Origin of the sequence: Streptomyces pyxinicus, assembly GCF_024753135.1 — a bacterium.
Taxonomy (GTDB): domain Bacteria; phylum Actinomycetota; class Actinomycetes; order Streptomycetales; family Streptomycetaceae; genus Streptomyces; species Streptomyces pyxinicus.
On sequence record NZ_JANUGP010000010.1, the window covers coordinates 176,178 to 200,139 of the forward strand.

The 23,962-nt window shown below is 74.4% G+C and carries 18 protein-coding genes and 1 pseudogene; 12 read left to right on the forward strand and 7 right to left on the reverse strand.

What is annotated here, in order from left to right; translation table 11 throughout:
* Positions 1–89: 89 nt before the first annotated feature.
* Positions 90–1,541, forward strand: coding sequence for a WGR domain-containing protein (locus NX794_RS16245; protein ID WP_258779253.1), 1,452 nt, complete (start codon positions 90–92; stop codon positions 1,539–1,541).
* A gap of 5 nt (positions 1,542–1,546) precedes the next feature.
* Here the strand turns inward: NX794_RS16245 and NX794_RS16250 are convergent, their stop codons facing one another.
* Both NX794_RS16250 and NX794_RS16255 read right to left on the reverse strand, forming a co-directional pair.
* Entirely contained in the window at positions 1,547–3,130 is a 1,584-nt protein-coding gene (locus NX794_RS16250) for a glycerol-3-phosphate dehydrogenase/oxidase (RefSeq protein ID WP_258779254.1), read from the reverse strand.
* Positions 3,127–3,750: a TetR/AcrR family transcriptional regulator gene (locus NX794_RS16255; protein ID WP_258779255.1), complete on the reverse strand. Its 624-nt coding sequence runs from the start codon at positions 3,748–3,750 to the stop codon at positions 3,127–3,129. The genes NX794_RS16250 and NX794_RS16255 overlap by 4 nt, the downstream gene beginning before the upstream one ends.
* Before the next feature lie 130 nt (positions 3,751–3,880).
* Between NX794_RS16255 and NX794_RS16260 the strand changes: the two genes are divergently transcribed.
* The 4 genes from NX794_RS16260 (at position 3,881) to NX794_RS16275 (ending at position 9,457) form a co-directional block, all read left to right on the forward strand.
* Complete coding sequence (locus tag NX794_RS16260; protein WP_258779256.1) at positions 3,881–5,473, forward strand: FAD-binding oxidoreductase; 1,593 nt, start codon at positions 3,881–3,883, stop codon at positions 5,471–5,473.
* A 50-nt stretch (positions 5,474–5,523) separates the two neighbouring features.
* Positions 5,524–6,405: a diacylglycerol kinase family protein gene (locus NX794_RS16265; RefSeq protein WP_258779257.1), complete on the forward strand. Its 882-nt coding sequence runs from the start codon at positions 5,524–5,526 to the stop codon at positions 6,403–6,405.
* 183 nt (positions 6,406–6,588) lie between these two features.
* The gene (locus NX794_RS16270; RefSeq protein ID WP_258779258.1) at positions 6,589–9,111 is read left to right on the forward strand and encodes an ATP-dependent Clp protease ATP-binding subunit; all 2,523 of its coding nucleotides are present in this window, start codon (positions 6,589–6,591) and stop codon (positions 9,109–9,111) included.
* A 76-nt stretch (positions 9,112–9,187) separates the two neighbouring features.
* On the forward strand, positions 9,188–9,457 hold the full coding sequence (locus NX794_RS16275; protein WP_258779301.1) for a hypothetical protein: 270 nt from the start codon (positions 9,188–9,190) through the stop codon (positions 9,455–9,457).
* A gap of 10 nt (positions 9,458–9,467) precedes the next feature.
* On the opposite strand, the gene NX794_RS16280 is transcribed toward NX794_RS16275, so the two are convergent.
* Positions 9,468–9,938, reverse strand: a complete 471-nt coding sequence (locus NX794_RS16280; RefSeq protein WP_258779259.1) for a GreA/GreB family elongation factor — start codon at positions 9,936–9,938, stop codon at positions 9,468–9,470.
* Between the two features lie 144 nt (positions 9,939–10,082).
* Between NX794_RS16280 and NX794_RS36140 the strand changes: the two genes are divergently transcribed.
* Positions 10,083–10,160: a 50S ribosomal protein bL37 gene (locus tag NX794_RS36140; protein WP_467258484.1), complete on the forward strand. Its 78-nt coding sequence runs from the start codon at positions 10,083–10,085 to the stop codon at positions 10,158–10,160.
* Positions 10,161–10,178: 18 nt separating this feature from the next.
* Here the strand turns inward: NX794_RS36140 and NX794_RS16285 are convergent, their stop codons facing one another.
* Entirely contained in the window at positions 10,179–10,775 is a 597-nt protein-coding gene (locus NX794_RS16285) for a YdeI/OmpD-associated family protein (RefSeq protein WP_428985917.1), read from the reverse strand.
* 96 nt (positions 10,776–10,871) lie between these two features.
* On the opposite strand from NX794_RS16285, the gene NX794_RS16290 reads away from it, so the two are divergent.
* Positions 10,872–11,939 carry a YihY/virulence factor BrkB family protein gene (locus NX794_RS16290; RefSeq protein ID WP_258779261.1) on the forward strand — a complete coding sequence of 356 codons (1,068 nt, stop codon included), beginning with the start codon at positions 10,872–10,874 and terminating at the stop codon, positions 11,937–11,939.
* Between the two features lie 64 nt (positions 11,940–12,003).
* Here NX794_RS16290 and NX794_RS16295 read toward each other — a convergent pair whose 3' ends face one another.
* The gene (locus tag NX794_RS16295; protein ID WP_258779262.1) at positions 12,004–13,458 is read right to left on the reverse strand and encodes an MDR family MFS transporter; all 1,455 of its coding nucleotides are present in this window, start codon (positions 13,456–13,458) and stop codon (positions 12,004–12,006) included.
* Positions 13,459–13,549: 91 nt separating this feature from the next.
* Here NX794_RS16295 and NX794_RS16300 point away from each other — a divergent pair, with 91 nt between their 5' ends.
* On the forward strand, positions 13,550–14,110 hold the full coding sequence (locus tag NX794_RS16300) for a TetR/AcrR family transcriptional regulator (RefSeq protein WP_258779263.1): 561 nt from the start codon (positions 13,550–13,552) through the stop codon (positions 14,108–14,110).
* 16 nt (positions 14,111–14,126) lie between these two features.
* Here the strand turns inward: NX794_RS16300 and NX794_RS16305 are convergent, their stop codons facing one another.
* Positions 14,127–14,513 (reverse strand): SRPBCC family protein, encoded by a 387-nt coding sequence (locus tag NX794_RS16305; protein WP_309505997.1) that lies wholly within the window; start codon positions 14,511–14,513, stop codon positions 14,127–14,129.
* A gap of 151 nt (positions 14,514–14,664) precedes the next feature.
* Positions 14,665–15,183 (reverse strand): annotated as a pseudogene (cpt, locus tag NX794_RS16310) (chloramphenicol phosphotransferase CPT); the annotation flags it as partial.
* A 198-nt stretch (positions 15,184–15,381) separates the two neighbouring features.
* On the opposite strand from cpt, the gene NX794_RS16315 reads away from it, so the two are divergent.
* The 4 genes from NX794_RS16315 to NX794_RS16330 all read left to right on the forward strand — a co-directional run bounded on the left by NX794_RS16315 (position 15,382) and on the right by NX794_RS16330 (position 23,953).
* Positions 15,382–16,098 (forward strand): FAD binding domain-containing protein, encoded by a 717-nt coding sequence (locus NX794_RS16315; RefSeq protein WP_258779264.1) that lies wholly within the window; start codon positions 15,382–15,384, stop codon positions 16,096–16,098.
* A 102-nt stretch (positions 16,099–16,200) separates the two neighbouring features.
* Entirely contained in the window at positions 16,201–16,479 is a 279-nt protein-coding gene (locus NX794_RS16320) for a hypothetical protein (protein ID WP_258779265.1), read from the forward strand.
* Between the two features lie 68 nt (positions 16,480–16,547).
* Positions 16,548–16,985, forward strand: a complete 438-nt coding sequence (locus tag NX794_RS16325; protein WP_258779266.1) for a group II truncated hemoglobin — start codon at positions 16,548–16,550, stop codon at positions 16,983–16,985.
* 65 nt (positions 16,986–17,050) lie between these two features.
* Complete coding sequence (locus NX794_RS16330; RefSeq protein WP_258779267.1) at positions 17,051–23,953, forward strand: amino acid adenylation domain-containing protein; 6,903 nt, start codon at positions 17,051–17,053, stop codon at positions 23,951–23,953.
* Positions 23,954–23,962: the final 9 nt, after the last annotated feature.

The window sequence follows — 23,962 nt, forward strand, 5'->3', positions numbered from 1 at the left end:
TCCGGACCCGTTGTCAGTGCCTCCCCCTACTGTTCGGGCATGGGGACCTGCCCGAACGGGGGCCGGTCCGTGCTGGGGAGGGGTGTGCCATGACCACGGCGTCCGCGGGGTCGACGACGTATCTGGAGCTGTCGCAGGAGGGCGATGGCGCCCACAAGTTCTACGAGGTCACCGTCGACGGAACGACGGTGACCGTGCGGTACGGGCGGATCGGCGCCGCCGGACAGCTGCAGACGACCTCGTTCCCGACCGTGGAGAAGGCGCGGGCGGCCGCCGCGAAGAAGCTGGGGGAGAAGGTCCGCAAGGGATACGCGCCGGCTGTGCGGGGCCAGCGCGCCCCGCGTGCGGTGACCCGCCGTCAGGTCAGCTCGGCGCCGTCCACCGCGCGCGCCGTGGCCCCGGTGCTGTGGCGGTTCCGCACCGGCTCGGCGGCCTTCGGCATCCACGTGGACGACGAGCGCTGCTGGGTGGGCAACCAGGCCGGTGACGTCTACACCCTGGACCACGAGGGCGCCGTACTGGCCAGGTTCAGCCTGCCCGACGGGGTGAAGTGCCTGGTCGCCGACGACTTCTGGATCTACGCCGGCTGTGACGACGGCAAGGTCTACGACCTGTCCTCCAAACTGCCGTTCGCCGCCTACGACATCGCCGCCGACGTCGACATCTTCTGGCTGGACATCCACGAGGGCGTCCTCGACGTCTCGGACCGCGAGGGCCGGCTCACCGTCATCGACCACGAGGACGAGCACCAGTGGTCGCGCCGGGGCCAGGGCCAGCACGCCTGGATGGTCCGCGCCGACGACCGGGCCGTCTACCACGGCCACGGCACCGGCGTCACCGCCTATGCCCCGGACGGCACCGGCGAGTTGTGGCACACGCCCACCCGGGGCGGCGTGCTGTTCGGCTGGCAGGAGGCCGACGCGGTGTACGCGGGCACCGCGCACCGCGTGGTGCAGCGGCTGTCCAAGGCGAGCGGCGCGATCGAGGCGACGTACGCCTGCGACAGCTCGGTGTACTCGTGCGCGACCTCGCCCGGCGGCCGGTTCGTGTTCGCCGGTGACGCCGCCTCCTCCGTGTACTGCTTCGCCGAGGACGGCACCCGGCTGTGGAAGCTCGGCACCGGCGGCGGCTCGGCGCTGTCGATGCAGTACCACGACGAGCGCCTGTACCTGGTGACCACGGACGGCTCGCTGGTGTGCGTGGACGCGAGCGAGGCGGCCATCGCGGCGGCCCAGCAGGGCATGGTGCCGGTGGCCCGTGACGTCAAGCTCGCCGCGGCCCTGCCCACCTACGCGCCCGCCACCACCGCGACCGCGGTGGCCGCGGTGAGCGCCGCCCCGGCCGGCTCGATCGTCGTCGAGTGCGTCCAGGACGGCGGCCGGATGCGCGTCCACGTCATCTCCGACGGCTACGACACCTCCTGGAACGTCCAGTTCCCGCGCGCGATACGCGAGCCCGGCGCCCGCTACGTCGTGGACGCCCTGCACCCGGCGGCGGGCGGCTTCTACCGGGTCCGGGGTGACATCCGCCGCCTGCTGTGAGCCCGTCAGGGGCGAAGGGACGCCGTCTCGCGCAGCGCCTCCCGGGCCGCGGCGAGGGCCTCCGCACGGTCCTCGGGGACCAGACCCACGCGGGTGCGGCGGTCGAGGAGGTCGGACTCGTCCAGGGCGCCCTCGTGGCGGACCGCCCAGCGGAGTTCGGCCCGGGTGACCGGGTGGCCCGGGAGCACCGGTTCGGCCAGGCGCGGGTCGCGTGCGGCGAGTTCGAGGACCGCCGGGGCCTCGGTGCCGTAGCGGCGGACCAGGTCCGGGGGAGCGGACAGCGCGCGCAGCCGGGCCGGGGACGCGGCGCCGACCAGCGGGAGGGCGGCCGTGGGGGAGGGGGCGGCGCGCAGGCCGCGGGCGGCACTCGCCGCGTCCACCGCGTCCTCGGCCATCCGCCGGTAGGTGGTGAGCTTGCCGCCGACGACCGTGGTGACCCCGTCCGGGGACGTCAGCACCGCGTGCCTGCGGGAGATGTCCGAGGTCCGGGGCGCCGCCCCGGGGGAGACCTCGGCCTCGGACGCGTCCAGCAGCGGGCGCAGGCCCGCGAAGGCGCCGACGACCTCCTCCCGGGTCACGGGCACGTCCAGGACCGAGCCCAGCACGTCGAGCAGGAAGCCGATGTCGGTCTCCGGGACTTCGGGCACGTCCGGGATGCCGCCGTCCACCGGCTCGTCGGTGAGGCCGACGTAGACCCGGCCGTCGCCCTGCGGCAGCACCAGGACGAAGCGGTTGGTCTCCCCGGGGATCGGGACGTGCAGACCGGCGGGCAGGGCGCCGAGCCGCTCCGAGCGCAGCACCAGATGGGTGCCGCGCGAGGGGCGGACGCGGATGCCGTCCACCAGGCCGCCCGCCCACACCCCGGCCGCGTTCATCACGGCCCGGGCCCTGATCTCGCCCTCCTCGCCGGTGAGTTCGTCGCGGACGCGGGCACCGGACCCGGTCAGCTCCAGCACCCGGACCCGGGTCAGCACCCGCGCCCCGCGCGCGGCGGCGGTCCGGGCGAGGGCGGTGACCAGCCGGGCGTCGTCGGTGACCTTGCCGTCCCAGGACAGCAGCCCGCCCCGCAGCCCCGCCGCCCGCACCCCGGGCGCCAGGTGCCGGGCCTCGGTCGCCGACAGCCGGCGCGGCGCCGGCAGCACCCCACGCGGGGTCCGGGCCGCCAGCCGCAGCATGTCCCCGGCCCGGAAGCCCGCCCACGCCAGCGAGGCCTGCGCCCGGGACACCAACGGGGTCAGGGGCAGCACGAACGGCTGCGCGGACACCAGGTGCGGAGCCGTCCGGGTCATCAGCACCCCGCGCTCGACCGCGCTCTCGTGCGCCACGTCGAACTGCGCGGAGGCCAGATAGCGCAGCCCGCCGTGGATCAGCTTCGAACTCCAGCGGGAGGTGCCGAAGGCCAGGTCGTGGGCGTCCACCGCGACGACGTCCAGGCCCCGGGCGGCGGCGTCCAGGGCCGCCCCGGCGCCGGTCGCGCCGAGCCCGACGACCAGGACGTCCACCACCCGGCCGTCCGCGGCCTCGGCCAGTTCCCGGCTCCGCCGGGAGGCGCTGAGGGACGAGCCGGGTGCTGCCTCGGTGTGGCTCATGGCGTGAGGGTCCTCTCCAAGAGGGTGCGCAGCTCGCCGAGGAGGGCCTCGGAGTCAAGCTCCGGATCGTCCTCGTCGGTCATCGTGCGCAGGGACAGGGCGAAGGACTGCACGGTCAACAGCAGGGCGCGGGCCTGGCGTTCGATGTGCCCGGGGCGCACGGAGCCGTCCGCGTGCCCCTCGCGCAGCGCGTCGGCCAGCAGCGCCAGCAGCGCCACCTGGCTCGCTCCACGCCGGTCGAGGACATAGGGCAGCAGCAGTTCCGGGTCGACGTCCACGATCTTCCGGAAGAGCGGATGCGCCCGGAACGCCGCGATCCCGGCCACCAGGCCGTCCACGATCCGGTCGCGGGTCGGGGTGCCGGGAGCCGGTTCCGGGATGGCGCCGCTCGCCACGTCGATCCACTCGCGGGTCATCAGATCGCCCACCAGCGTGCGCAGGTCCGGCCAGCGCCGGTACAGCGTCATACGGGAGACACCGGCGCGGCGGGCCACGTCGGCGAGGGTCGTGCGGCGCACGCCGACGGCCAGTACGCAGTCACGTACCGCGTCGAGCACCGGATCGCTGTCGGAGCCGCCGGTCGCACCGCCGTCCGGACCGTTGTGACGAATAGGCGTCATGTGTCACAGTGTAACGCCCCGGGCGCCGGACGGAACCGGACGGCCACCGCCGGCCACCGCCGTCCCCGGGCCCGGCCGCGGGAGCCGCCGCGCGCAACCGAGCACACCGATCTGTGAGGACGACCGTTCAATGGACATGCTGTGGAACGGCTGGGGCGACCCCGCCAGGGCAACACCGCTGCCCGACTCGGTGACGGCACTGCTGCACGACCTGCTCGGCGTCAAGCCCCGCACCACCCCCGCCCTCGCCCTCGGCGACATCCCCGTACCCGCCCCCACGGCCGACGCCACCGCCCTGGCGGCGCTCGCCACGGCCGTCGGCGGCGCCCAGCACGTGCGCACCGACGCCGAGAGCCGCCTCCGGCACACCCGCGGCAAGTCCACCCCGGACCTGCTGCGCCTCCGCGCCGGCGACACCACCGACGTACCCCAGGCCGTGGTCCTGCCCGAGACCCACGACGAGGTCCTCGCCGTCCTCGGCGCCTGCGCCACCCACGGCCTGGCCGTCGTGCCCTTCGGCGGCGGCACCTCGGTCGTCGGCGGCCTCGCCCCCGAGCACGCCGCGTTCGTCGCCCTGGACCTGCGGCGCATGAGCGGCCTGCTCGACCTCGACCCCGTCTCGCGCACCGCCGTCCTCCAGCCCGGCCTGCGCGCCCCCGAGGCCGAGGCGCTGCTCGCCGAACACGGCTTCACCCTCGGCCACTTCCCGCAGTCCTTCGAATGGGCCACCATCGGAGGCTTCGCCGCCGCCCGCTCCAGCGGACAGGCCTCCGCCGGGTACGGCCGCTTCGACGAGATGGTCCTCGGCCTCACCCTCGCCACCCCCGAGGGCACCGTCGAGACCGGCCGCGCCCCCCGCTCCGCCGCCGGACCCGACCTGCGCCAGCTGATCCTCGGCTCCGAGGGCGCCTTCGGCGTCATCACCTCCGTGACCGTCCGGATCCGCCCGGTCCCCGAGGTCCGGGTCTACGAGGGCTGGCGGTTCGCCTCCTTCGAGGCGGGCGCCACCGCCCTGCGCAGGCTCGCCCAGGACGGCCCCCGGCCCACCGTGCTGCGGCTGTCCGACGAGACCGAGACCCTGATCGGCCTCGCCCAGCCCGACGCCATCGGCAACGACCTGACCCGCGGCGACGCCGGCTGCACGGCCGTCGTCGGCTACGAGGGCACCCCCGAGGACACCGCCCACCGCCGCGAGCGGGCGGCGGCCGTCCTCACCGACTGCGGCGGCACCCTCCTCGGCACCGAACCCGGCGAGCGCTGGGCCCACGGCCGCTACAACGCGCCCTACCTGCGCGACGCCCTCCTCGACGTCGGCGCCTTCGCCGAGACCCTGGAGACCGCGGCCTTCTGGTCCCGCGTCCCCGAGCTGTACGGCGCCGTCCGCACCGCCCTCACCGACACCCTCACCCAGGCCGGCACCCCGCCGCTGGTGATGTGCCACATCTCCCACGTCTACGAGAACGGCGCCTCCCTGTACTTCACCGTCGTCAGCGCCCAGGGCGAGGACCCGGTGGCCCACTGGGAGCCCGCCAAGCACGCGGCCAACGAAGCGGTGCTGGCGGCCGGCGGTACGATCTCCCACCACCACGGCGTCGGCACCGACCACCGCGACTGGTACGTCCGCGAGGCGGGCCCGCTCGGCATCGCCGCGCTGCGCGCCGTCAAGGGCGCCCTGGACCCGGCCGGCCTGCTCAGCCCCGGCGTCCTGCTGCCCACCGACTGACCCGCCCGCCCCGTCAGCCCCACCGATCCGCCTGCCTCGGAGGCACACCGATGCGACAGTTCACCGCCGTCGTCAACCCCACAGCGGGCGGCTCCACCGGGGCGGCGACCCTGCTCCAGCTCGCCCGGCTGCTCCGCGAGGGCGGCGCCGGGCTGGACACGGAGTACAGCCACAGCCTCGCGCACGCCCAGGACATCGCCCGGCGGGCCGGGGAGCGCGGGCGGATCGTGCTGGCCGTCGGCGGTGACGGCATGGCCGGCGGCATCGGCGGCGCCCTCAGCGGCACCGGCACCGTCCTCGGCCTCGTCCCCGCCGGCCGCGGCAACGACTTCGCCCGCGCCCTGGGCCTGCCCGCCGACCCCGCCGCCCTCGCCCGCGTCCTGCTGGACGCCGCGCCCCGGCCCGTCGACACCATCGAGGTGGAGTCGGCCGCCCACCAGCGCACGGTGGTCCTCGGCAGCGTGTACGCCGGGGTCGACGCGCTCGCCAACCGGCACGCCAACCAGGCCCGGCTGCTGCGCGGCGCCGCCTCCTACTACGCGGGCGGCCTGCGCGCCGTCACCACCTGGCGGGCCGCCGACTACCGCCTCACCGTCGACGGCGCGGACCACACCCACCGCGGCTACACCGTCGTCGCCGCGAACTCCCCCTACTACGGTTCCGGCCGGCTCATCGCCCCCGGCGCGAAGGTCGACGACGGACTCCTCGACGTCGTCCTGATCCGCGCGGCACCCCGCCGGCTGTTCTTCGCCCTGATGAACGAGCTGAAGACCGGCGCCCACGTACACCGCCCCGAGGTACGGGTCCTGCGCGGCAGGGAACTGCGCATCGAGTCCGCCCGTCCCGTCCCCTACGGCGCCGACGGCGAGGCCGACGCCACCCTGCCGGTCACCGTCCGGATACGCCCCGGCGACCTGCCGATGCTGTACTGACCGCCGCGTTCCCGGCGTCCGCGGGCCGGTCACGGGCTGTCTCCGCCACGTGCCGACGGTGACCTTCCCCGACCGCCTCCCGCCGGCCCCGGAGGCCCGAACCGAGGCGCCTGGCCTCCGCTTGCGAGGCCGTGCGCGCCGGGGTTCAGTGAGAACGGACCCCCTTGCGCACCAGGAGCTGTCATGTCGATGTCGTTCGGTGCCCCGTTCGGTTCCCCGGACCCGTTCAACGAGTTGTTCAACCGGTTCTTCGGCATGTCACCGGCCTCCTCACCGCCCGCGGTGCAGCGCGTGCCCATCGGCCGGCTGCTGACCGAGTCCTCCCGGGAACTGCTCGACCTGGCGGCGCGGAAGGCCGTGGACGACGGCACCTCCGACCTCGACACCGAACACCTGCTGTGGGCGGCCACCCAGGTCGACCCGTCCCGCCGGCTGCTCGCCCAGGTCGGCGCGGACCCCGACCCGCTCGCCGCGGAGATCGCCAAGACCCTGCCGCGCGAGTCCGGCGAACCCTCCGCCACCCCCGGCCTCACCCCGGCGGCCAAGCGCACCCTGAGCGCCGCCTTCGCCCGCTCCCAGGCGTCCGGCGTCTCCTACATCGGCCCCGAACACATCCTGGGCGCGCTGCTCGGCGACAGCGACACGGGCGCCGCCCGCCTGCTGCGCGCCGAGGGCCTGGACACCCGGCGCATGGCGGGCATCGCCGAACAGAGCGCCCGCCCCGAGGCGCCCGCCGCCGAACGGCAACCGGCCACCACCCTCGACGAGTTCGGCCGCGACCTCACCGAGGAGGCCAGGGCCGGCCGGCTGGACCCGGTGGTCGGCCGGTCCGAGGAGATCGAGCAGACCGTCGAGATCCTCTCCCGGCGCTCCAAGAACAACCCGGTGCTGATCGGCGAACCGGGCGTCGGCAAGACCGCCATCGTGGAGGGGCTGGCGCAGCGCATCGTGGCCGGCGAGGTCCCCGAGAGCCTGAAGGGCAAGCGGGTCGTCGTCCTCGACCTGGCCGGCCTGGTGGCCGGCGCGCAGTACCGCGGCCAGTTCGAGGAGCGGCTGAAGAAGGTCATCGAGGACGTCCAGCGGGCCGAGGGCGACATCATCCTGTTCATCGACGAGTTGCACACCGTCGTCGGCGCCGGCGCGACCGGCGAGGGCGCCATGGACGCCGGCAACATGCTCAAACCGGCCCTCGCGCGGGGCGAGTTGCACGTCGTCGGCGCCACGACCATCGACGAGTACCGCAAGTACGTCGAGAAGGACGCCGCCCTGGAGCGCCGGTTCCAGCCCGTCATGGTCCCCGAGCCGACCGTCGAGGAGACCGTGCGGATCCTGGAGGGGCTGCGCGACGCCTACGAGGCCCATCACCAGGTCCGCTTCGAGGACGCCGCGCTCGCCGCCGCGGCCGAACTGTCCGACCGGTACGTCACCGACCGGTTCCTGCCCGACAAGGCGATCGACGTGATGGACCAGGCGGGCGCCCGGGTACGGCTGCGCGGCGCGGGCCGCTCCACGGAGGTCGTCGGCCGCGAGGACCGGATCGCCGGACTCCGCCGCGAACTCGAACAGGCCGTCTCCGCCGAGGACTTCGAGAAGGCCTCCGACATCAAGCGGGAGATCGCCGGGGTGGAGGGCGAACTGGCCGGGATCGAGGAGCGCCGCGAGGGCGTCGTCTCCGTCACCGCCGCCGACATCGCCGACGTCGTCTCCCGCCGCACCGGCATCCCGGTCTCCCGGCTCACCGCCGGCGAGAAGGAGAAACTCCTCAGGCTGGAGGAGGAGATGCACGCGCGGATCGTCGGCCAGGACGAGGCGGTCACCGCCGTCTCGCAGGCCGTGCGCCGCAACCGCGCCGGCATGGGCGACCCGAACCGCCCGGTCGGGTCCTTCCTGTTCCTCGGCCCCACCGGCGTCGGCAAGACCGAACTCGCCAAGACCCTCGCCGCGTTGCTGTTCGGCGAGGAGGACCGCTTGATCCGGTTCGACATGAGCGAGTTCCAGGAGAAGCACACCGTGGCCCGGCTGGTCGGCGCCCCACCCGGATACGTCGGCTACGAGGAGGCGGGCCAGCTCACCGAGAAGGTGCGCCGGAAGCCGTACAGCGTGGTGCTGTTCGACGAGGTGGAGAAGGCCCACCCGGATGTCTTCAACACCCTGCTCCAGATCCTGGACGACGGCCGGCTGACCGACGCGCAGGGCCGCACCGTCGACTTCCGGCACTGCGTGATCATCATGACGTCCAACATCGGCGCCCACCGCATCCTCGACCACCAGGGCGACGTGTCCGAACTGAAGGACGCGCTGATGGCGGACCTGCGCTCGCGGTTCCTGCCCGAGTTCCTCAACCGCATCGACGACATCATCATCTTCCACGGCCTGACCGAGGACGACCTCGGGCAGATCGTGGACCACCTGCTCGACCAGAGCAAGCGCCGGGTGGGCGCCCAGGGACTGCGCCTGGAGGTCACCGAGGCCGCCAAGAAGCTGCTCATGGCGCACGGCCACCAGCCCGAGTTCGGCGCCCGGCCGCTGCGCCGCACCATCCAGGCGGAACTCGACAACCGCGTCGCCACCCTGCTGCTGAGCGGCGAGGCCGACCCCGGCGACACGATCGTCGCCGACGTGGAGGCCGACTCGCTGCACTGCCACGTACGCAAGAACGACACCGTCGGCCCGGCCGACGCCGCGAGCACGGGGACGGCGACCTGACCCCGAGCCGGCACAGGCAGTCCCGAGGCACACCCGGGCGGGGTCCAGCCCGGGGTGTTCATCCAAGGAGGACTCCATGGGGCACCATCACAAGTCCAACGCACAGGTCGAGGGCGACCCGGACTTCGGACACGGCCGGGGCATGCCGCTGCGGCCCGACGACACGGCACTCGACGAGCGCACCCGTGCGGCCCGTAGGGAAGCGGGGCTGATCACCCCCGAGCGGTCCGACACGCAGACGCGCTACGAGGAGGTGCGGACCGAGATCGACAGGGAGGCGGCCCAGGGCGAACTGCTGACGGGTGACAGCCGGGAGGCCTACCCGCCCGCCCGCTACGACGGCTGACGCCCCCGCCTCACCCCTCGTCGGCCCCGATCGACACCACGACGACGGTGGCGTCGCCGTCAGGTGTGCCGTAGCGCACCGGGTCGCCCGGGCGGCGGCCCAGCAGCGCGCGGCCGAGCGGGCTGTCGGCGGTCACCAGCGTCTGGTCCAGGGCCTCGGCGGCCTCCCCGATCCGCAGGGTCTCCTCGGAGCCGTCGGGAAAGCGGACGGTGACCGTGCTGCCCACGCCGACCTCGTCGGTGCGGGCCGGGCCGGCCTGTGCCGCCGTGCGCAGCCGTTCGGTGATGACGTCGATACGGCGGTCCAGCCGGTCCAGCTCGTCGGCGCGCCGCAACTCGTCGGCCTGGTCGGCCTCGTCGCCCACGTCGCCGTTCTGCCGGAGAGTGCCTGACACGAGCCGGCGCTCGTCGCGCAGATCGGCCAGTTCCTGCTCCAGCGCGCGATGGGCGGCGGCGCTGATCGGCTCGGGGGCACCGGACATGGCGGCTCCTCCGTTCTCTCCCGGGCACGTCACCTCATCCTCGCACCGATCGGCTCGGGTGGAGGGGTGGAAGATCCGGCGATACGTTGTTGTCCGTACCACTCGCGACTCGTCACCGCTCACGACTCGTACCAGGAGGTCGCCATGTCCTCGAAGCGCCGCCGCAAGAAGAAGTCCCGCCGCAAGCACGCCGCGAACCACGGACGCCGACCGCAGTCCTGAGGCACCCGGGCCGCGGCATCAGTACAGCTTCTTGCCCTCCGCCAGCATGGCGACGAACTTCTCGACGCGGGCCGCCCGGGTCTCCGCCTTCTTGGCGTCCTCGACCCGGTGCAGGATCGCGTAGCGGTTGCGGCTGTCCAGGGTGGCGAAGAAGTCGCGGGCCTCGGGGGCCGCGTCCAGGGCGGCCTGGAGGTCGTCGGGCACCGTGGCCTTGCTCTGCGAGGCGTACGCCGCCTCCCAGCGGCCGTCCTTCTTGGCCTTGTCCACCTCGCGCTGCCCGGCGGGCCGCATCCGGCCGGCCTCGATCAGCTCGGTGGCCTTCTCCCGGTTCACCTTCGACCACTTGCTGCCGGACCGCCGCGGGGTGAAGCGCTGCAACCAGTGCCGCTCGTCCTGCTTCTTCTTCTGCCCGTCGATCCAGCCGTAGCACAGGGCGGACTCCAGCGCGTGCGCGTAGTCGACGCCGTCGGCCCCGGAGCCGTTCTTCGGGATCCGGAACCAGACCCCCGCCGTGTCCTCGTGGTGCTCCTCCAGCCACTTCTCCCACTCTTTCTGCGTGGCGAAGGACAGGACCGGATCCGGCGACTTCCGCGCTCCCTCAGACATGGACGCCATGAAATCCCACCGCCGGGGGCGGGTCAACCACCGCGTCGGGGGGAGTGCGCACACTCCGAGGGCGTGAGCGCGCGCGGTCGGGATACTCGGGAGGGCATGGCGAAGCTGCATCTTCCAGGGCACAAAGAGCACCCTCCCGCCGACGAGGACCCGGCGTCGCGGGTGCCGACGCCGGACGAGGCGGGTCCGGACGAGGAAGTCGAGCGGGCGGCCCCCGACACGCCGACCAAACTGCCCCGTTCGGCCTGGCTCGCGGTGCTGAAGGGCTCGCTGCGCGAGTTCCAGGACGACGAGCTGACCGACCGGGCCGCCGCGCTCACCTACTACGGGGTCCTGGCCCTGTTCCCGGCGCTGCTGGTGCTGGTCTCGATGCTGGGCGTCGCCGGCCGCTCGACCACCGACAAGGTGCTGGACAACCTGCGGAACCTGGCGCCCGGCTCCGCCCGGGACATCCTCACCCGGGCCGTGGAGCAGCTCCAGGACAGCGCGGGCGTCGGTTCGCTCATGGCGCTCGTCGGCATCGTGCTGGCGATCTGGTCGGCGTCCGGGTACGTGGCCGCGTTCATCCGGGCCGCCAACGCCGTCTACGACATGCCGGAGGGGCGCCCGGTGTGGAAGATCCTCCCGGTGCGCGTCGGTGTCACGGTGGTGCTGATGGTGCTCGCCGTGGCCAGCGCGCTCATCGTGGTCTTCACCGGCGGCCTGGCGCGCCGGGCCGGAGACGCCATCGGGCTCGGCGACACCGCGATCACCGTGTGGTCGATCGCGAAGTGGCCGGTCCTGGTGCTGCTGGTGACGCTGATGATCGGCATCCTGTACTGGGCCACCCCGAACGCCAAGACCAAGGGCTTCCGGTGGATCTCCCCGGGCAGCTTTCTGGCCCTGCTGATCTGGATGATCGCCTCCGCCGGGTTCGCCTTCTACGTCTCGAACTTCGCGTCGTACAACAAGACCTACGGCACCATGGCCGGTGTCATCGTCTTCCTGGTCTGGCTGTGGATCAGCAACCTGGCGATCCTGCTCGGCCTGGAGTTCGACGCGGAGACGGTCCGTCAGCGCGCCATCGCCGGCGGCCACCCGCCGGAGGCCGAGCCGTACACCCAGCCGCGTGACACCCGGACGTGGGACGAGGAGGACGTCCGCCGCCTGGACGACGGCCTGTGACCCCGCTCGACCCGCGGCTCAGGGCCGCGGGTCCGCCGGCGGGCGCGGTACCCCGGTGATCGCCTCAGTCCTCGGCGGCGGGCTCCGGCGCGCGGCGGCCCGGTAGGAGCAGGCTCAGCGGGATCGCGGCGGCGGTGAAGGCCACCGACCACCAGAAGGCGGTGCCGAAGCCGTCGGCCAGGGCACTCGCCGTGCGGGCGGTGCCGGTGGCGTGCTGGAGGACGACGACGAGGACGGCGATGCCCACCGAGCCGCCGATCTGCTGGGCGATACGGGTGATGATGCTGGCGTCGGCGATCTCGTGGTGTCCCAGGCCGGCGTAGGCGGCGTCGAAGGGCGCGATCATGGCGGCGCCCAGGCCGACGCCGCGGACCAGCAGGGCGGCCATGAGCAGGATCTCGCTGGTGCCGGCGGTGACGCGGGCGAACGGCACGGTGGCGAGCGCGATGACGGCGAACGCGGCGACGGCGACCCGGCGGGGCCCGAAGCGGTCGGTGTAGCTGCCCGCGAGGCCGCGGGCCAGGAGCGCGCCGACGCCCTGCGGGATCAGCAGCAGCCCGGTGCCGAGGGGATCGTGGCCCCGGATCTGCTGGAAGTACAGGGGCAGCAGCATCATCGGCGCGTAGAGGGCGAAGCCGCCGAGGAAGAGCAGGGCGGAGGCGGCGGCCGGCGCCCGGTGCCGGAGGAGCCGTATGTCGATCAGGGCGCCGGCGGGGCGGTGCAGCGCGTGGCCCACGAAGCCGCCGACCAGGGCGAGTCCGGCGGTCAGCGGGACCAGGACCCCGGCGGTCAAGAAGCCGGCCTCGCCCTCGACCCGGGAGAGGCCGTAGATGACGGCGACGACTCCCGGCGAGAGCAGGAGCAGGCCCACGACGTCCAGCCGGACGCGGGAGCCGCCGTCCGCCGGCCGGCCGGGGGACAGGTTGCGGCGGGCGAGCCAGAGGCCGGCGGCGCAGAAGGGGATGTTCACGAGGAACATCCAGCGCCAGTCGGCCAGCCGCAGGATGAGACCGCCGAGGACCGGGCCGAGGATGGGACCGAGCGCCGTCGGCACGGTGATGACGGCCATGACCTTGCCGATGTCACGGCCCTTGGCGGCCTGGATGATCAGCGTGGCCGTCAGCGGCATCATGATGCCGCCGCCGATGCCCTGGACGACACGGAAGGCGATCAGAGCGGCCGCGTTCCAGGCGAGCGCGCTCAGCACCGAGCCGAGCAGGAACACCGACAGGGACGCCATCCACAGGCGTCGGCCGCCCAGCCGCTGCTGGGCCCAGCCGGCCAGCGGGATGGTCAGGAACACGGCCAGCAGATAGCCGGTGCTCACCCACTGGATCGTGCGCAGCGGGGCGTCGAGGTCCCTCGCCAGGTCGTCGAGGGCGACGCTGACGATGGTGGTGTCGAAGACGACGGCGAGGGCGCCGACGAGGACGGTGACCGCCGTACGCCACACGGCGGGGTCGAGGCGGTCGGGGGCCGTCGCCGTCGGCGGGGCTCCGGTCGTGTCGGGATGGCTCATGAGCGTGGACCTTAAGATAGAGGGTCGTATCTTACGGTCGGCAGGGTAGGGTGGGAATCTAAGAAAGGCAACTCTATCTAAGGGAGGGTGGATGCCCGAGCGACGCCGAGGCGCGGCACTGGAGAAGGCACTGCTCGACGCGGCCTGGGAGGAACTCACCGCGAGCGGCTACGCCCGCTTCACCATGGACGCCGTCGTCAAGCGCGCCAGCACCAGCCCCCCGGTGCTCTACCGCCGTTGGCCCGGCCGCGACGAACTGGTCCGCGCGGCCATCGTCCACGTCCTGGAGCGCTCGCGCATCGACCTGCCCGACACCGGGAGCCTGCGCGAGGACGTCCTCACCCTCATGCGGGCCATCAACGCCACGCGCTTCCAGCTCGTCATCGTCATGAGCGCGCACCTGGCGGCCTACTACCAGGAGGCGGGCACCAGCGCCGGCGACCTCCTCGCCGCGGCCGGCGACAACAACGCCGACGTGCTCTTCGCCCGCGCCGCCGAACGCGGCGAGATCGACCCGGAACGCCTCAGTGAACGCGTCAGGACCCTCCCGTTCGACCTGCTGCGCCACGAGTTCCTCACGACCTTCGCGCCCGCGCCCGACCACGTCCTGGAGGAGATCGTCGACACGATCTTCCTCCCGCTCGTGCGCTGACCGGAGTAAGGAGGTCTCAGGGCCGTACCAGGCGGCGCAGGGCCAGCAGGGCCGGCGGGGCGTAGGCCGGCAGGGCGGCCCACGGACCCGTCATCGTCAGGCTCGTGGCGCTGCCGCGCGGATGCGGGCGTACCGCGTGGTGCAGACGGAGCCGGACCGGCCCCCACCGCACCCGCCAGGTCCAGGTGCGCTGTTCGTGGTCGACGGCTTCGACGAGGAAGGCCACCCGGACACCCGGCACCGACTCGACCGTGCCGCTCAGCCCGGGAGCCAGTCGCCGCCCGACGCAGCGCACGGCCCTGATCTGCGGCGACCACGACGCCCACCGGTCCACCTGGACATAGCGCTGCCAGACCAGCTCCGGGCGGGCCCGGCCGGTGGCGCGAAGGGTCAGGCGACCCACGGAAGATCCCTCATCGCTTCCACCATGGCGGCGACCGGGGGCGCCCGCATCCTCGGCCGTGCCGTGTGGCCATGGCCCTGGGGGTACGGCGCCGGTCCCGGACCCCGGGGAGTCCTTCGGCGCCGACCCGCTGCTTGCCCGCCTCCGCTCGGCCGAGCCGGGCCGCCACGGCTCGCGCGCACGTCAGGGACTCGGTGCGGGTCGTGTCCACCTCCCCGTCGTAGACGACACCCCGGTGCACCGAATCCGCCTGACGTGCCGCCATGCCCGGGATCCGGTCGCCGCGCGCGATCTCGCGCCCCTCGGCGACGGGGGCGGCGCACCGGACGCCGACCCGGAGCACCTCCAGGCCGGCCACGGCCTTCCGCCACCGCTCCTGGGAGGTGGCGCCGCCGAGGAAGACGTCGTCCACGATGACACGGGCGCCCGCGCGGACCATGGCGGCGAGGCCCTCGCGCCACGCCGCCTCCAGGGTGAGGAACGTGTCGCCGACCGCCACCCCGCCGTCGTCGGCGAGGGTGATGCCGCCCTCCGTAGTCCGCAGGGCCGCCGGCAGCGCGTCGACGAGCGAGTCGATACCGAACGCCGGCCAGCTGCCCGGCAGTACGGCCTGGGGACAGCGGGCCATGCCGGTCTTCCCGGAGCTGGAACCGCCGTTGAGAATGATCATCTGTGCCGTCACGCGGCCACCCCAGGGGCGCGGGCGGGACGGCGTGCAACGCATTTCACCGGCGCCCGGCGATCCGCGGGGGCGCATACCGTGCGCGTGTGAGCCCTGGACGCGCCCCCGGCCGGGCGACCACACTGACACCGTGTGCGAGGCGGTGGCCAACGCCGTCCCAGTTCTCGGAAAGGCGGGTCCGCCGCTGTGCTGTTGCGTCTGCCCACATCGGTGTCCGAAGCGCGGGAATGTCTGGCCGAAGGGGCCGTGCCGATCGGCGGGGCGACCCTCGTGTGGGCCGGCTGGCAACGCGACGGCTTCCCCGAACAGGCGCTCTCACTGCGTGAGTTGGCGGAGGCGAACGGCGTAGGGCGGGACACCCTCGGTGCCGCCGTGACCCTGCACCGGATCGACGGCCGGGTCCCCGACGTGCTGCGTCTCGCGGCCGGCTCCGTGGGCACCGGTGCCGTCCGGCGGACCGCGACCGTCGGCGGGAACCTGGTCGGCAGCACCCTGCGCTGTCTGCTGCCCCCGGCCCTGGTCCTGGACGCCCGCGCCACGGTGCTGGACTCCGAGGGCGTGCACGAGACGGACCTGGCCGAACTGGTCGCCAAACGCCCCGTGTTGCTGAGCCTGCGCTGGCGGGTCCCGATCGCCTCCGCCTACCGCAAACTCGAAGCGGACGCGGGCGGCCCGCCGCCCCTCGTCGTCGCCTCCGCGCTGCACGCCGACGACACGGGCCGCCGCGTCCTGGTCGCCGTACGGGACGGCTACGACGTGTCCACCGGCGCCGCCGACGCCGACGCCGGTCCCGAGGCGGTCCTGCGGGCGCTGCGCGGCACGGAACTCGGCGACCTGCCGGACACCGTGTGGGAGGCCGTCGGGCCCCAGGTCGCGGGGCTGGTGCGCGGGGACGCCCGGTAACGCTTCCCGGCTCGCGCGGTAGGGGCGCGCTTCCCGGGTATCCGCTGCCGTGACCGGGGAGAGGTGCCGAGGGCGCCTCCTCCGCGAGAGGAGGCGCGAGGCGTGGGTACGGACACGAGCCCGGTGCGGATCACCGGCAAGGTGCAGGGCCGGGACATCGTCCTGAGCGGACCGCTGTCCAAGGACGAGATCCGCGACCAGGTGTGGTGGTGGCGGGACCCCGCCGACAAGCCCTACGACGACTCCGAGCGGGACGTGATCACCACCCTGGGCGGCTACTACGAGGTCCCCGAGGACTTCCGGACGCCCGAGGGCACCGAACTGGTCGACATGGTGCACGCGGAGCTGAACCCCGACCCGTCCGGGCGTGCACAAAGTTGAGCAGCAGGCCGTAGGCACCCCCGCGTACCGTCCCCGCTGGTCGAGCGGCACACCGAAGGGGCGGACGCATGACGACGATGTACGAGCACGTCGGCGGGGAAGAGGCGCTGCGGCGGCTGGCGGAGCACTTCCACCACCTGGTGCTGGCGGACCCGCTGCTGGGTGACCTGTTCCGCGCCGGATCGCCGTACCACGCCGACCACCTCACCGCCTTCCTCGCCGAGATGCTCGGCGGCCCCGCCCGCTACACCGACGAACTCGGGGGCTTCATCGCCCTGTTGCGGGCCCACGCCCGCATGCGGATCACCCCCGAGCAGAGCGACCGCTTCGTCACCCTGCTGCTCCGGTCGGCCGACGAGGTCGGACTGCCCGACGACGACCGCTTCCGCAAGGCGTTCACCGCCAACGTCGAGAAGGCCGCCGGCTTCACCACCAAGGCCTCCCAGGACGACGACCACCCCATGCTCCAGCCGCCGTACCCGGTGCTGGGCCGCTGGCAGTGGTGAACCGGCAGCGCTGAGACAGACCACCGAGACGAGGGGGAGCGTTGAAGCCCGCGGAGCCCGTCCCCGTGTCATCCGCCGAGGTGACCGCCGGCACCACCTGTGAGCGACTGCTCGGCATCCTGGAGCCCCTGGTCACCCAGGCCGGGCCACTGGATCCGGACACCGACCTGGCCGACGCCGGACTCTCCTCGCTCGCCGCGGTCCGGCTGATGCTGGAGATAGAGACCGAGTTCGGCACCGAGGTGCCGCTCTCCCTGCTCCTGGAGTGCCGCACCCCGCGCGACCTCGCCGACCGGATCGACGGCGGGGAGGGTGGGGACGGCGACGGCGCCACCGGGCCCGTGGAGGTGGTGGCGACCCCGGAACTGCGCCACGCGCCCGTCCCGGCGACCCCGATGCAGGAGGCGTACGTCGTCGGCAAGTACCCGGAGCTGGACCCGGACGCCTTCGGCTGCCACCACTACCACGAGTTCGCCCTCGACGCCCTGGACACCGACCGCCTGGCCCGCGCCTGGCAGCGGCTCGTGGAGCACTTCGACGCCCTCCGGCTCACCGGCGTCGGACGCAACCAGCACGTCCAGGAGAGCGTGCGGGTGCCCGCGCCCGTCGTCCACGAGACGCCGGACCCGGACGCGCTGGAGGCCGAGGCGGACGCCGTACGCCGCCGGCTCTCCCACCACCGCTACCCGCCGGGCCACTGGCCGCCGTTCCAGGTCGAGATCTGCCGCGAGCCCGCCGGACGCGCCGTGGTCCACCTCAGCCTCGACGGCACGGTCACCGACGCCCACGGCACCGACCTGCTGCTGCACCACTGGTGGCACGCCTACACGGACGACCGACACCCGCTGCCCGAGGTGCCGTTCACCCTCCGCGACACCCTGGACGCGCTCGCCCGCCACCGCGACTCCGCCGCCCACCGGGCCGCCCTGTCCCGGGCCGCCGAACGGCTCAAGGGACTGCCCGGCGGCCCGCCCGTCCTGCTCGCCGAACCACCGCAGCCGCCGCCCGGCCTCGACGGCCACCTGCGCACCCCGCGCCGCGGCCGGCTCAGCCCGGCCCAGTGGGCGGCCCTGCGGGCGCGCGCCGCCGACCTGCGCGTCTCGCCCACCTCGCTCGTGCTGACCGCCTTCACCGAGACCCTGGCACCGGCCGGCTCGGACGATCCGTTCACCCTCGTCCTGACCACCACCGACCGGCCCCGGCTGCCGGCCGCCGCCGAGGGACTCGTCGGCCCCTACACCTCCGGCTGCCTGCTCGTCGTCGACGCGCACACCCCCGCGCCCGCGCCGGACGAGGCCGCGCGCGCCCTCCACCAGCGGGTGTGGGAGGCGCTGTCCCACGCGCACACCGGCAGCGTCGAGGTGCTGCGCGAGCTGCGCGCCCACGGCACCCGGGCGCCCGCGCTGCCCGTCGTCTTCACCAGCCTGCTCGACCTGCGCTTCGACGGCGCCGGGCGGGGCGGCATGACCGACCACGAGCGGTACGTCGTCGGCCAGACCTCCGGCATCGCGCTCGACCACCAGATGCGGGAGCGCGACGACGGCCTCGACTTCCGCTGGGACACCGCCGACACCCTCTTCCCGCCGGGCACGCCCGACGCCCTGTTCGGCCGCTTCTGCCGGCTGCTGCAGGGACTGTGCGAGCCGGCGCCCGACACCGTCCTGCCCGCCCGCGAACTCCAGCAGGCGTACCTGGTGGCCCGGCTCGACGGCCGCACCGGGCGCGGCTGCCAGTACCACCAGAGCTTCCACGTGGCCGGCCTGGACCTCGGGCGGCTGCGCGCCGCCTGGCACGAACTCGTCGCCGCACACGAGGCGTTGCGGCTGCGCACCGACGCCGACGGCACGCTCGGCGTGCTGCCCGCGGCCCCCTCCGACGCGTGGATCCCGGTCCTGGACGTCCCCGAGGGCGTGGACGCCGACGCCGTCGACCGCGCCGTACGCGCCGACCTGACCCACCGGCCCTTCGGACTCGGCCGGGGAGCGCACACCGACCTCAGGGTCGTGCGGGCACCCGGACGGCCCGCCACCGTGCACCTGGCCGTCGACCTGCTCGTCGGGGACGCCCGCAGCATCGTGCTGCTCGCCCGCGACCTGCTGCGCCGGTACGCCGACCCGGCCGGCGCCCCGCCGGTCCCGACCCGGCTGCCCCGCGCGCCCCGGCCGGTGTCCGAGACGGCCCGCGCCCACTGGCGGGACCGGCTCGCCGGCCTGCCCGCCGGGCCGCCCCTGCGGGACGCGCAGGACCCCACCCGCCCCCGGCGCCGCGAGCGCCTCCTCACCGACCGCACGGCCCTCGCCGCCTGGGCCGACCGGCACGGGGTGAGCCTCGACGCCACGCTGCTGGCCGCCTACTGCACCGCCCTCGGTGCCCTGTACGACGAGCCGTTCGCGCTGCCCGTGGTCTGCTTCACCGGCGCCGACGCCCAGCGCCCCGCCGAGTTCACCGAACTGACCTGGGCCCGCTCACCGGCCCCCGGCACCGCCCTGCCGGACCTCGCCCGCGCCTACCACCGGCAACTCACCGAGGACCTGGAGCGGGGCGGCGGCGCCGGACTCGCGGAGATGCGCTCGCTCGTCGTACGGCGTCGCCGGGACGCGGACTTCGAGCACCCCGTGGTGTTCACGACCGTGCTCGACGTCTCCGCCCACCCCCTGCCGGCCGGCGTGCGCCCCGGCCCCGCGGGCACGGCCACCACCGACGTCGCCCTCGACTGCGTGACCGTCGACGACGGAACCTCGCTGCACCTGGCCTGGGACGCGCTGGACGAACGGTTCGCGGACGGCGCGCTGGACCGGGCGTTCGAGGAGTACGCCGATCTGCTCACCGCCCTGGCGGGGGAGACCGGCGACACGGAACCGCAGGACGGCCCGGCGGCGGACGGCGACCAGGACGGCCCGGCGACGGGCGGCACCCTCGCCGACGCCGAGCGCCACCGCCTCCTGTACGCCGTCAACGACACCGCCCGCCCCTACCCGGCCGAGGGCCCCGTCCACCTGCTCTTCGAACGGCAGGCCCGCAGCCGTCCCGACGCGGTGGCGCTGCGCTGGCGCGAGGGCACCATGACGTACGGCGAACTCAACCGCCGGGCCAACCTGGTCGCGCACCGGCTGCGCCGGGCCAGCGTCGGCGACGGGACCTCCGTCGGCATCTCCGTGCGGCGCGGCCCGGCGATGGCCGTGTCCGTGTTCGCCGTCCTGAAGGCGGGTGGCGCCTACGTCCCCGTCGACCCCGGGCTGCCCCGCGAGCGCGCCCACGGCATGCTCCAGGACACCGGCACCCGGCACCTGCTGGTCACGGCCGGCGGCCCCGGCTGGCAGGTCCCGGACGGCGTGGACGTCCTCGACCTGGACGCGCCCGGGACCACCGGCGCGGGCCTGCCCGACCCGGGGGACCCGGAACCCGTCACCGGCCCGGACTCGGTGGCCTACCGGCTGTTCACCTCCGGCAGCACCGGGCGGCCCAAGTGCGTGGTGGTGGCGCACCGTTCGCTGCACAACCTCTTCGACTGGTGCCGCCGTACCTTCGACCTCGGTCCGGGCGACACCGGGCTGTGCGTCACCTCCCTCGGCTTCGACCTGTCCGTCTTCGACATCCTCGGCCTCCTCGGCCACGGCGGCGGCGTCTACCTCGCCGACGAGGCCGAGCAGCGCGACCCCGAGCTGCTCGTCGAGGCCCTGCTGCGGGAGCCGGTCACCTTCTGGAACTCCGCGCCCACCACCCTGGCCCGGCTCGTACCGCTCCTGCGGGAACACCGCGGCCATCCCGGTACCGAGGATCTGCGCCTGGTCTTCCTCAGCGGCGACTGGATCCCGCTGTCCCTGCCCGACGACGTGCGGAGTGTGTTCGGCGGGGCCCGGGTGATCAGTCTCGGCGGCGCCACCGAGGCCACCGTCTGGTCCAACTGGTACCCCGTCGGCACCGTCGACCCCGAGTGGCGCAGCATCCCCTACGGCACGCCGATCGACAACGCCCGCTACTACGTGCTGGACGAGCGCCTGGAGCCCTGTCCGGCCGGCGAGGAGGGCGACCTCTACATCGCCGGCGACTGCCTCAGCCTCGGCTACCACGGGCAGCCCGGACTGACCCGGGAGCGGTTCGTCCCCGAGCCCTTCGCGGGCGGCCCGGAGTCCCGCATGTACGCCACCGGGGACCGGGCGGCCTTCCGCGACGACGGCGTCCTCGTGTTCCTCGGGCGGCGCGACCACCAGGTGAAGATCCGGGGCTTCCGGGTCGAACTCGGCGAGATCGAGCACCGGTTGCGCGCACACCCCGCCGTGCACGACGCGGTGGTGGTGGCCCGGCCGGACGGCAGCGGGGACCGGCGCCTGGTCGCCTACCTGCTCGCCGAACCGGGCACCGTCCGGCCCGCCGTGTCCGAGCTGCGCGCGCACGCCGCCCGGGCCCTGCCCGACTACATGGTCCCGAATTTCGTGGCGTTCCTGCCGTCCTTCCCGGCGACCGGCAACGGCAAGCTGGACCGGGACGCCCTGCCGTGGCCGCTGCCCGCGCCCGGCGAGCCGGAGACCCCGGCACCCGTGCGGCCGCCTGCTACCGGCTCCGGCTCCGGCACCGGCACCGGCACCGGCACCGGTTCCGATTCCGGCTCCGGCACCGGCTCCGTGTTCCCGCCCGCCGGTGAACTGGCGGCGGAGATCGGCTCGTTGCTGGCCGGCCTGATCGGTGTGCCCGAACTGGACCCGACGCTCGACCTGTGGGACCAGGGTGCCACCTCCTTCACCCTGGCCCAGCTCTCCTCGGCGCTGCGGGCCCGCTACGGCCGCCGCATCCCCGTCTCGGCCCTGCTGGCCGAGCCGACCGTCGCCGGAATGGCCCGCCACCTGGCGGGAGACGGCGACGACGAGGAGCCGGTGGCCGAGAAGGAGCCGGTGGCCGAGAAGGAGCCGGTGCCCGAGGAGAAGCACCAAACGGCACCGGAGGCCGTCGAGTTCTTCTCCGCCGAGGACCGCGACCGCTTCAAGTCGGGCGCCTGGCACCTGCGGCGGCGCTCCGACGACGAACCCCTCCTCCCGCTCGACGGACCGCTGCCGCCCGCCGAGCGGTACCAGGAGCGAGCCACCCACCGGGACTTCGCCGCCGGCCCGCTCGCCCACGACGGCTTCCTCCGCTTCCTGGCCGCCCTGCGCGCCCGGCCGAGCGGCGACGGCCCGCGCCGCCTGTACGCCTCCGCCGGGGACACCTACGCCGTACAGGTCTACCTGCACGTCAAGCCGGGCGCCGTCGAAGGCGTCCCCGGCGGTCTCTACTACCACCGCCCGGACGACCACGCCCTGCAACGCGTCACCGCCGAGCCCGGCATCGACCGCACCGTCCACTTCGCCTACAACCGCCCCGTGTTCGACCGCGCGGCCTTCGAGGTGTACCTGGTCTCCGAACCGCGCGGCATCGAGCCGCTGTACGGCGCGGAGTCGGAGCTGTACCTGGCCGTCGAGGCCGGCTATCTGGGCCAGTTGCTGATGAGCGGGCAGCGGGAGAGCGGCGTCGGCCTGTGCGCCGTCGGAAGCCTCGCCTTCGACCGGGTCCGCGACGCCCTGCGGCTGCATCCCGGCCAGCGGCTGCTGCACGCCTTCCTCGCCGGCCCGCTGCCCGAGGGGGAGTCCGGGCGGGTCCGGCCGGCCCGGCAGCGGCACGTCAGCGCAGAGACGCGGCCGGCGCCGGCAGACATGGCCGTCATCGGCGCCGCCGGACGCTATCCCGGCGCGGACGGCCTGGAGGACTTCTGGCAGAACCTGCGCTCCGGGCGCCGTACGCTCGGCCCGCTGCCCGCCGAGCGGTCGGCCGCCCTCGCCGCCGCCGCGGGCACCGCACCGGACCGGGCGGAGGCCTGGCCGTACGGCGGCTATCTGCGCGGCGAGGACGGGTTCGACGGCCGGCTGTTCCGTATCTCGCCCCAGGAGGCCGCAGGTCTGGACCCCCAACTCCGGCTGCTGCTGCCCGTGGTGTGGCAGTGCCTGGAGGACGCCGGTCACACGCCCGGCAGCCTCACCCGGGACGGCGAGCGGGTCGGGGTGTTCACGGCGGCCATGTGGCACGACCACCGGCAGGCGGGCGAGGCCCGCTGGCGGGCGGGCGGACCGGCCCGCCAGGCCGGGGCGGTCTCGGACCTCCCCGCGCGGATCGCGCACTGCCTCGGGTTCGAGGGCCCGGCCGTCGCGGTGGACACCGCCTGCTCCTCCTCGCTGACCGCCCTGCACCTGGCCGCGACCAGCCTGCGCCAGGGGAACTGCGACGCGGCGCTGGTCACGGGCGTCAACGTCGTCGCCCACCCCTACCACCTGGCGCTGCTGCGCGACCTCGGCCTGGCGGCCGAGCGGCCGTCCGCCGGTGCCTTCGGCGCCGAGGACGGCGGCTGGTCGCCCGGCGAGGGCGCGGGCGCCCTGCTGCTGCGCCCGCTGCGGGACGCCGAGCGGAGCCGGGACGTGCTGCACGCGGTCGTCGAGGCGACCGGCACCGGGGCGGCCGGGCGGCCGGGCCCCTTCGGGATGCCCGCCGCCGACCCGCTCGCCCGCTCCCTCACCCGCATGCTGCACCGGCACGGACTCGACGGGTCCGACATCGGGTACGCCGAGTGCGCCGCATCCGGCGCCCTGCTGGCCGACGCCGCCGAACTGGACGCCCTGCTGGCCGCGTTGCGCCCGCCCGGCACCACCGGGGATCTGCTCGTCGGCACCGTCAAACCGCACATCGGGCACCTGGAGGCGGCCTCCGGGCTGTCCCAGCTCACCAAGGTCCTCCTGCAACTGCGCGAGCGCACCCTGGCTCCGACCGCCGTGGCACCCCGGCGCACCGAACTGCCCGACTGGACCCGGCTCACGGTCACCGACACCGCCCGGCCCTGGACGCCCGCCACCCCGGGCGCGCCGCTGCGGGCGCTCGTCAACGCCGTCTCGGCGACCGGCGCGTACGGCCACGCCGTGCTCCGCTCCGCCGACGGCACCGACCAGTGACCGGGCCCG

What these genes read in the sequence shown, in the direction of transcription:
- NX794_RS16245 (WP_258779253.1), top strand. Translation starts at nt 90, where the DNA reads ATGACCACGGCGTCCGCGGGGTCGACGACGTATCTGGAGCTGTCGCAG.
- NX794_RS16250 (WP_258779254.1), bottom strand. Translation starts at nt 3,130, where the DNA reads ATGAGCCACACCGAGGCAGCACCCGGCTCGTCCCTCAGCGCCTCCCGG.
- NX794_RS16255 (WP_258779255.1), bottom strand. Translation starts at nt 3,750, where the DNA reads ATGACGCCTATTCGTCACAACGGTCCGGACGGCGGTGCGACCGGCGGC.
- NX794_RS16260 (WP_258779256.1), top strand. Translation starts at nt 3,881, where the DNA reads ATGGACATGCTGTGGAACGGCTGGGGCGACCCCGCCAGGGCAACACCG.
- NX794_RS16265 (WP_258779257.1), top strand. Translation starts at nt 5,524, where the DNA reads ATGCGACAGTTCACCGCCGTCGTCAACCCCACAGCGGGCGGCTCCACC.
- NX794_RS16270 (WP_258779258.1), top strand. Translation starts at nt 6,589, where the DNA reads ATGTCGATGTCGTTCGGTGCCCCGTTCGGTTCCCCGGACCCGTTCAAC.
- NX794_RS16275 (WP_258779301.1), top strand. Translation starts at nt 9,188, where the DNA reads ATGGGGCACCATCACAAGTCCAACGCACAGGTCGAGGGCGACCCGGAC.
- NX794_RS16280 (WP_258779259.1), bottom strand. Translation starts at nt 9,938, where the DNA reads ATGTCCGGTGCCCCCGAGCCGATCAGCGCCGCCGCCCATCGCGCGCTG.
- NX794_RS36140 (WP_467258484.1), top strand. Translation starts at nt 10,083, where the DNA reads ATGTCCTCGAAGCGCCGCCGCAAGAAGAAGTCCCGCCGCAAGCACGCC.
- NX794_RS16285 (WP_428985917.1), bottom strand. Translation starts at nt 10,775, where the DNA reads ATGGCGTCCATGTCTGAGGGAGCGCGGAAGTCGCCGGATCCGGTCCTG.
- NX794_RS16290 (WP_258779261.1), top strand. Translation starts at nt 10,872, where the DNA reads ATGGCGAAGCTGCATCTTCCAGGGCACAAAGAGCACCCTCCCGCCGAC.
- NX794_RS16295 (WP_258779262.1), bottom strand. Translation starts at nt 13,458, where the DNA reads ATGAGCCATCCCGACACGACCGGAGCCCCGCCGACGGCGACGGCCCCC.
- NX794_RS16300 (WP_258779263.1), top strand. Translation starts at nt 13,550, where the DNA reads ATGCCCGAGCGACGCCGAGGCGCGGCACTGGAGAAGGCACTGCTCGAC.
- NX794_RS16325 (WP_258779266.1), top strand. Translation starts at nt 16,548, where the DNA reads ATGACGACGATGTACGAGCACGTCGGCGGGGAAGAGGCGCTGCGGCGG.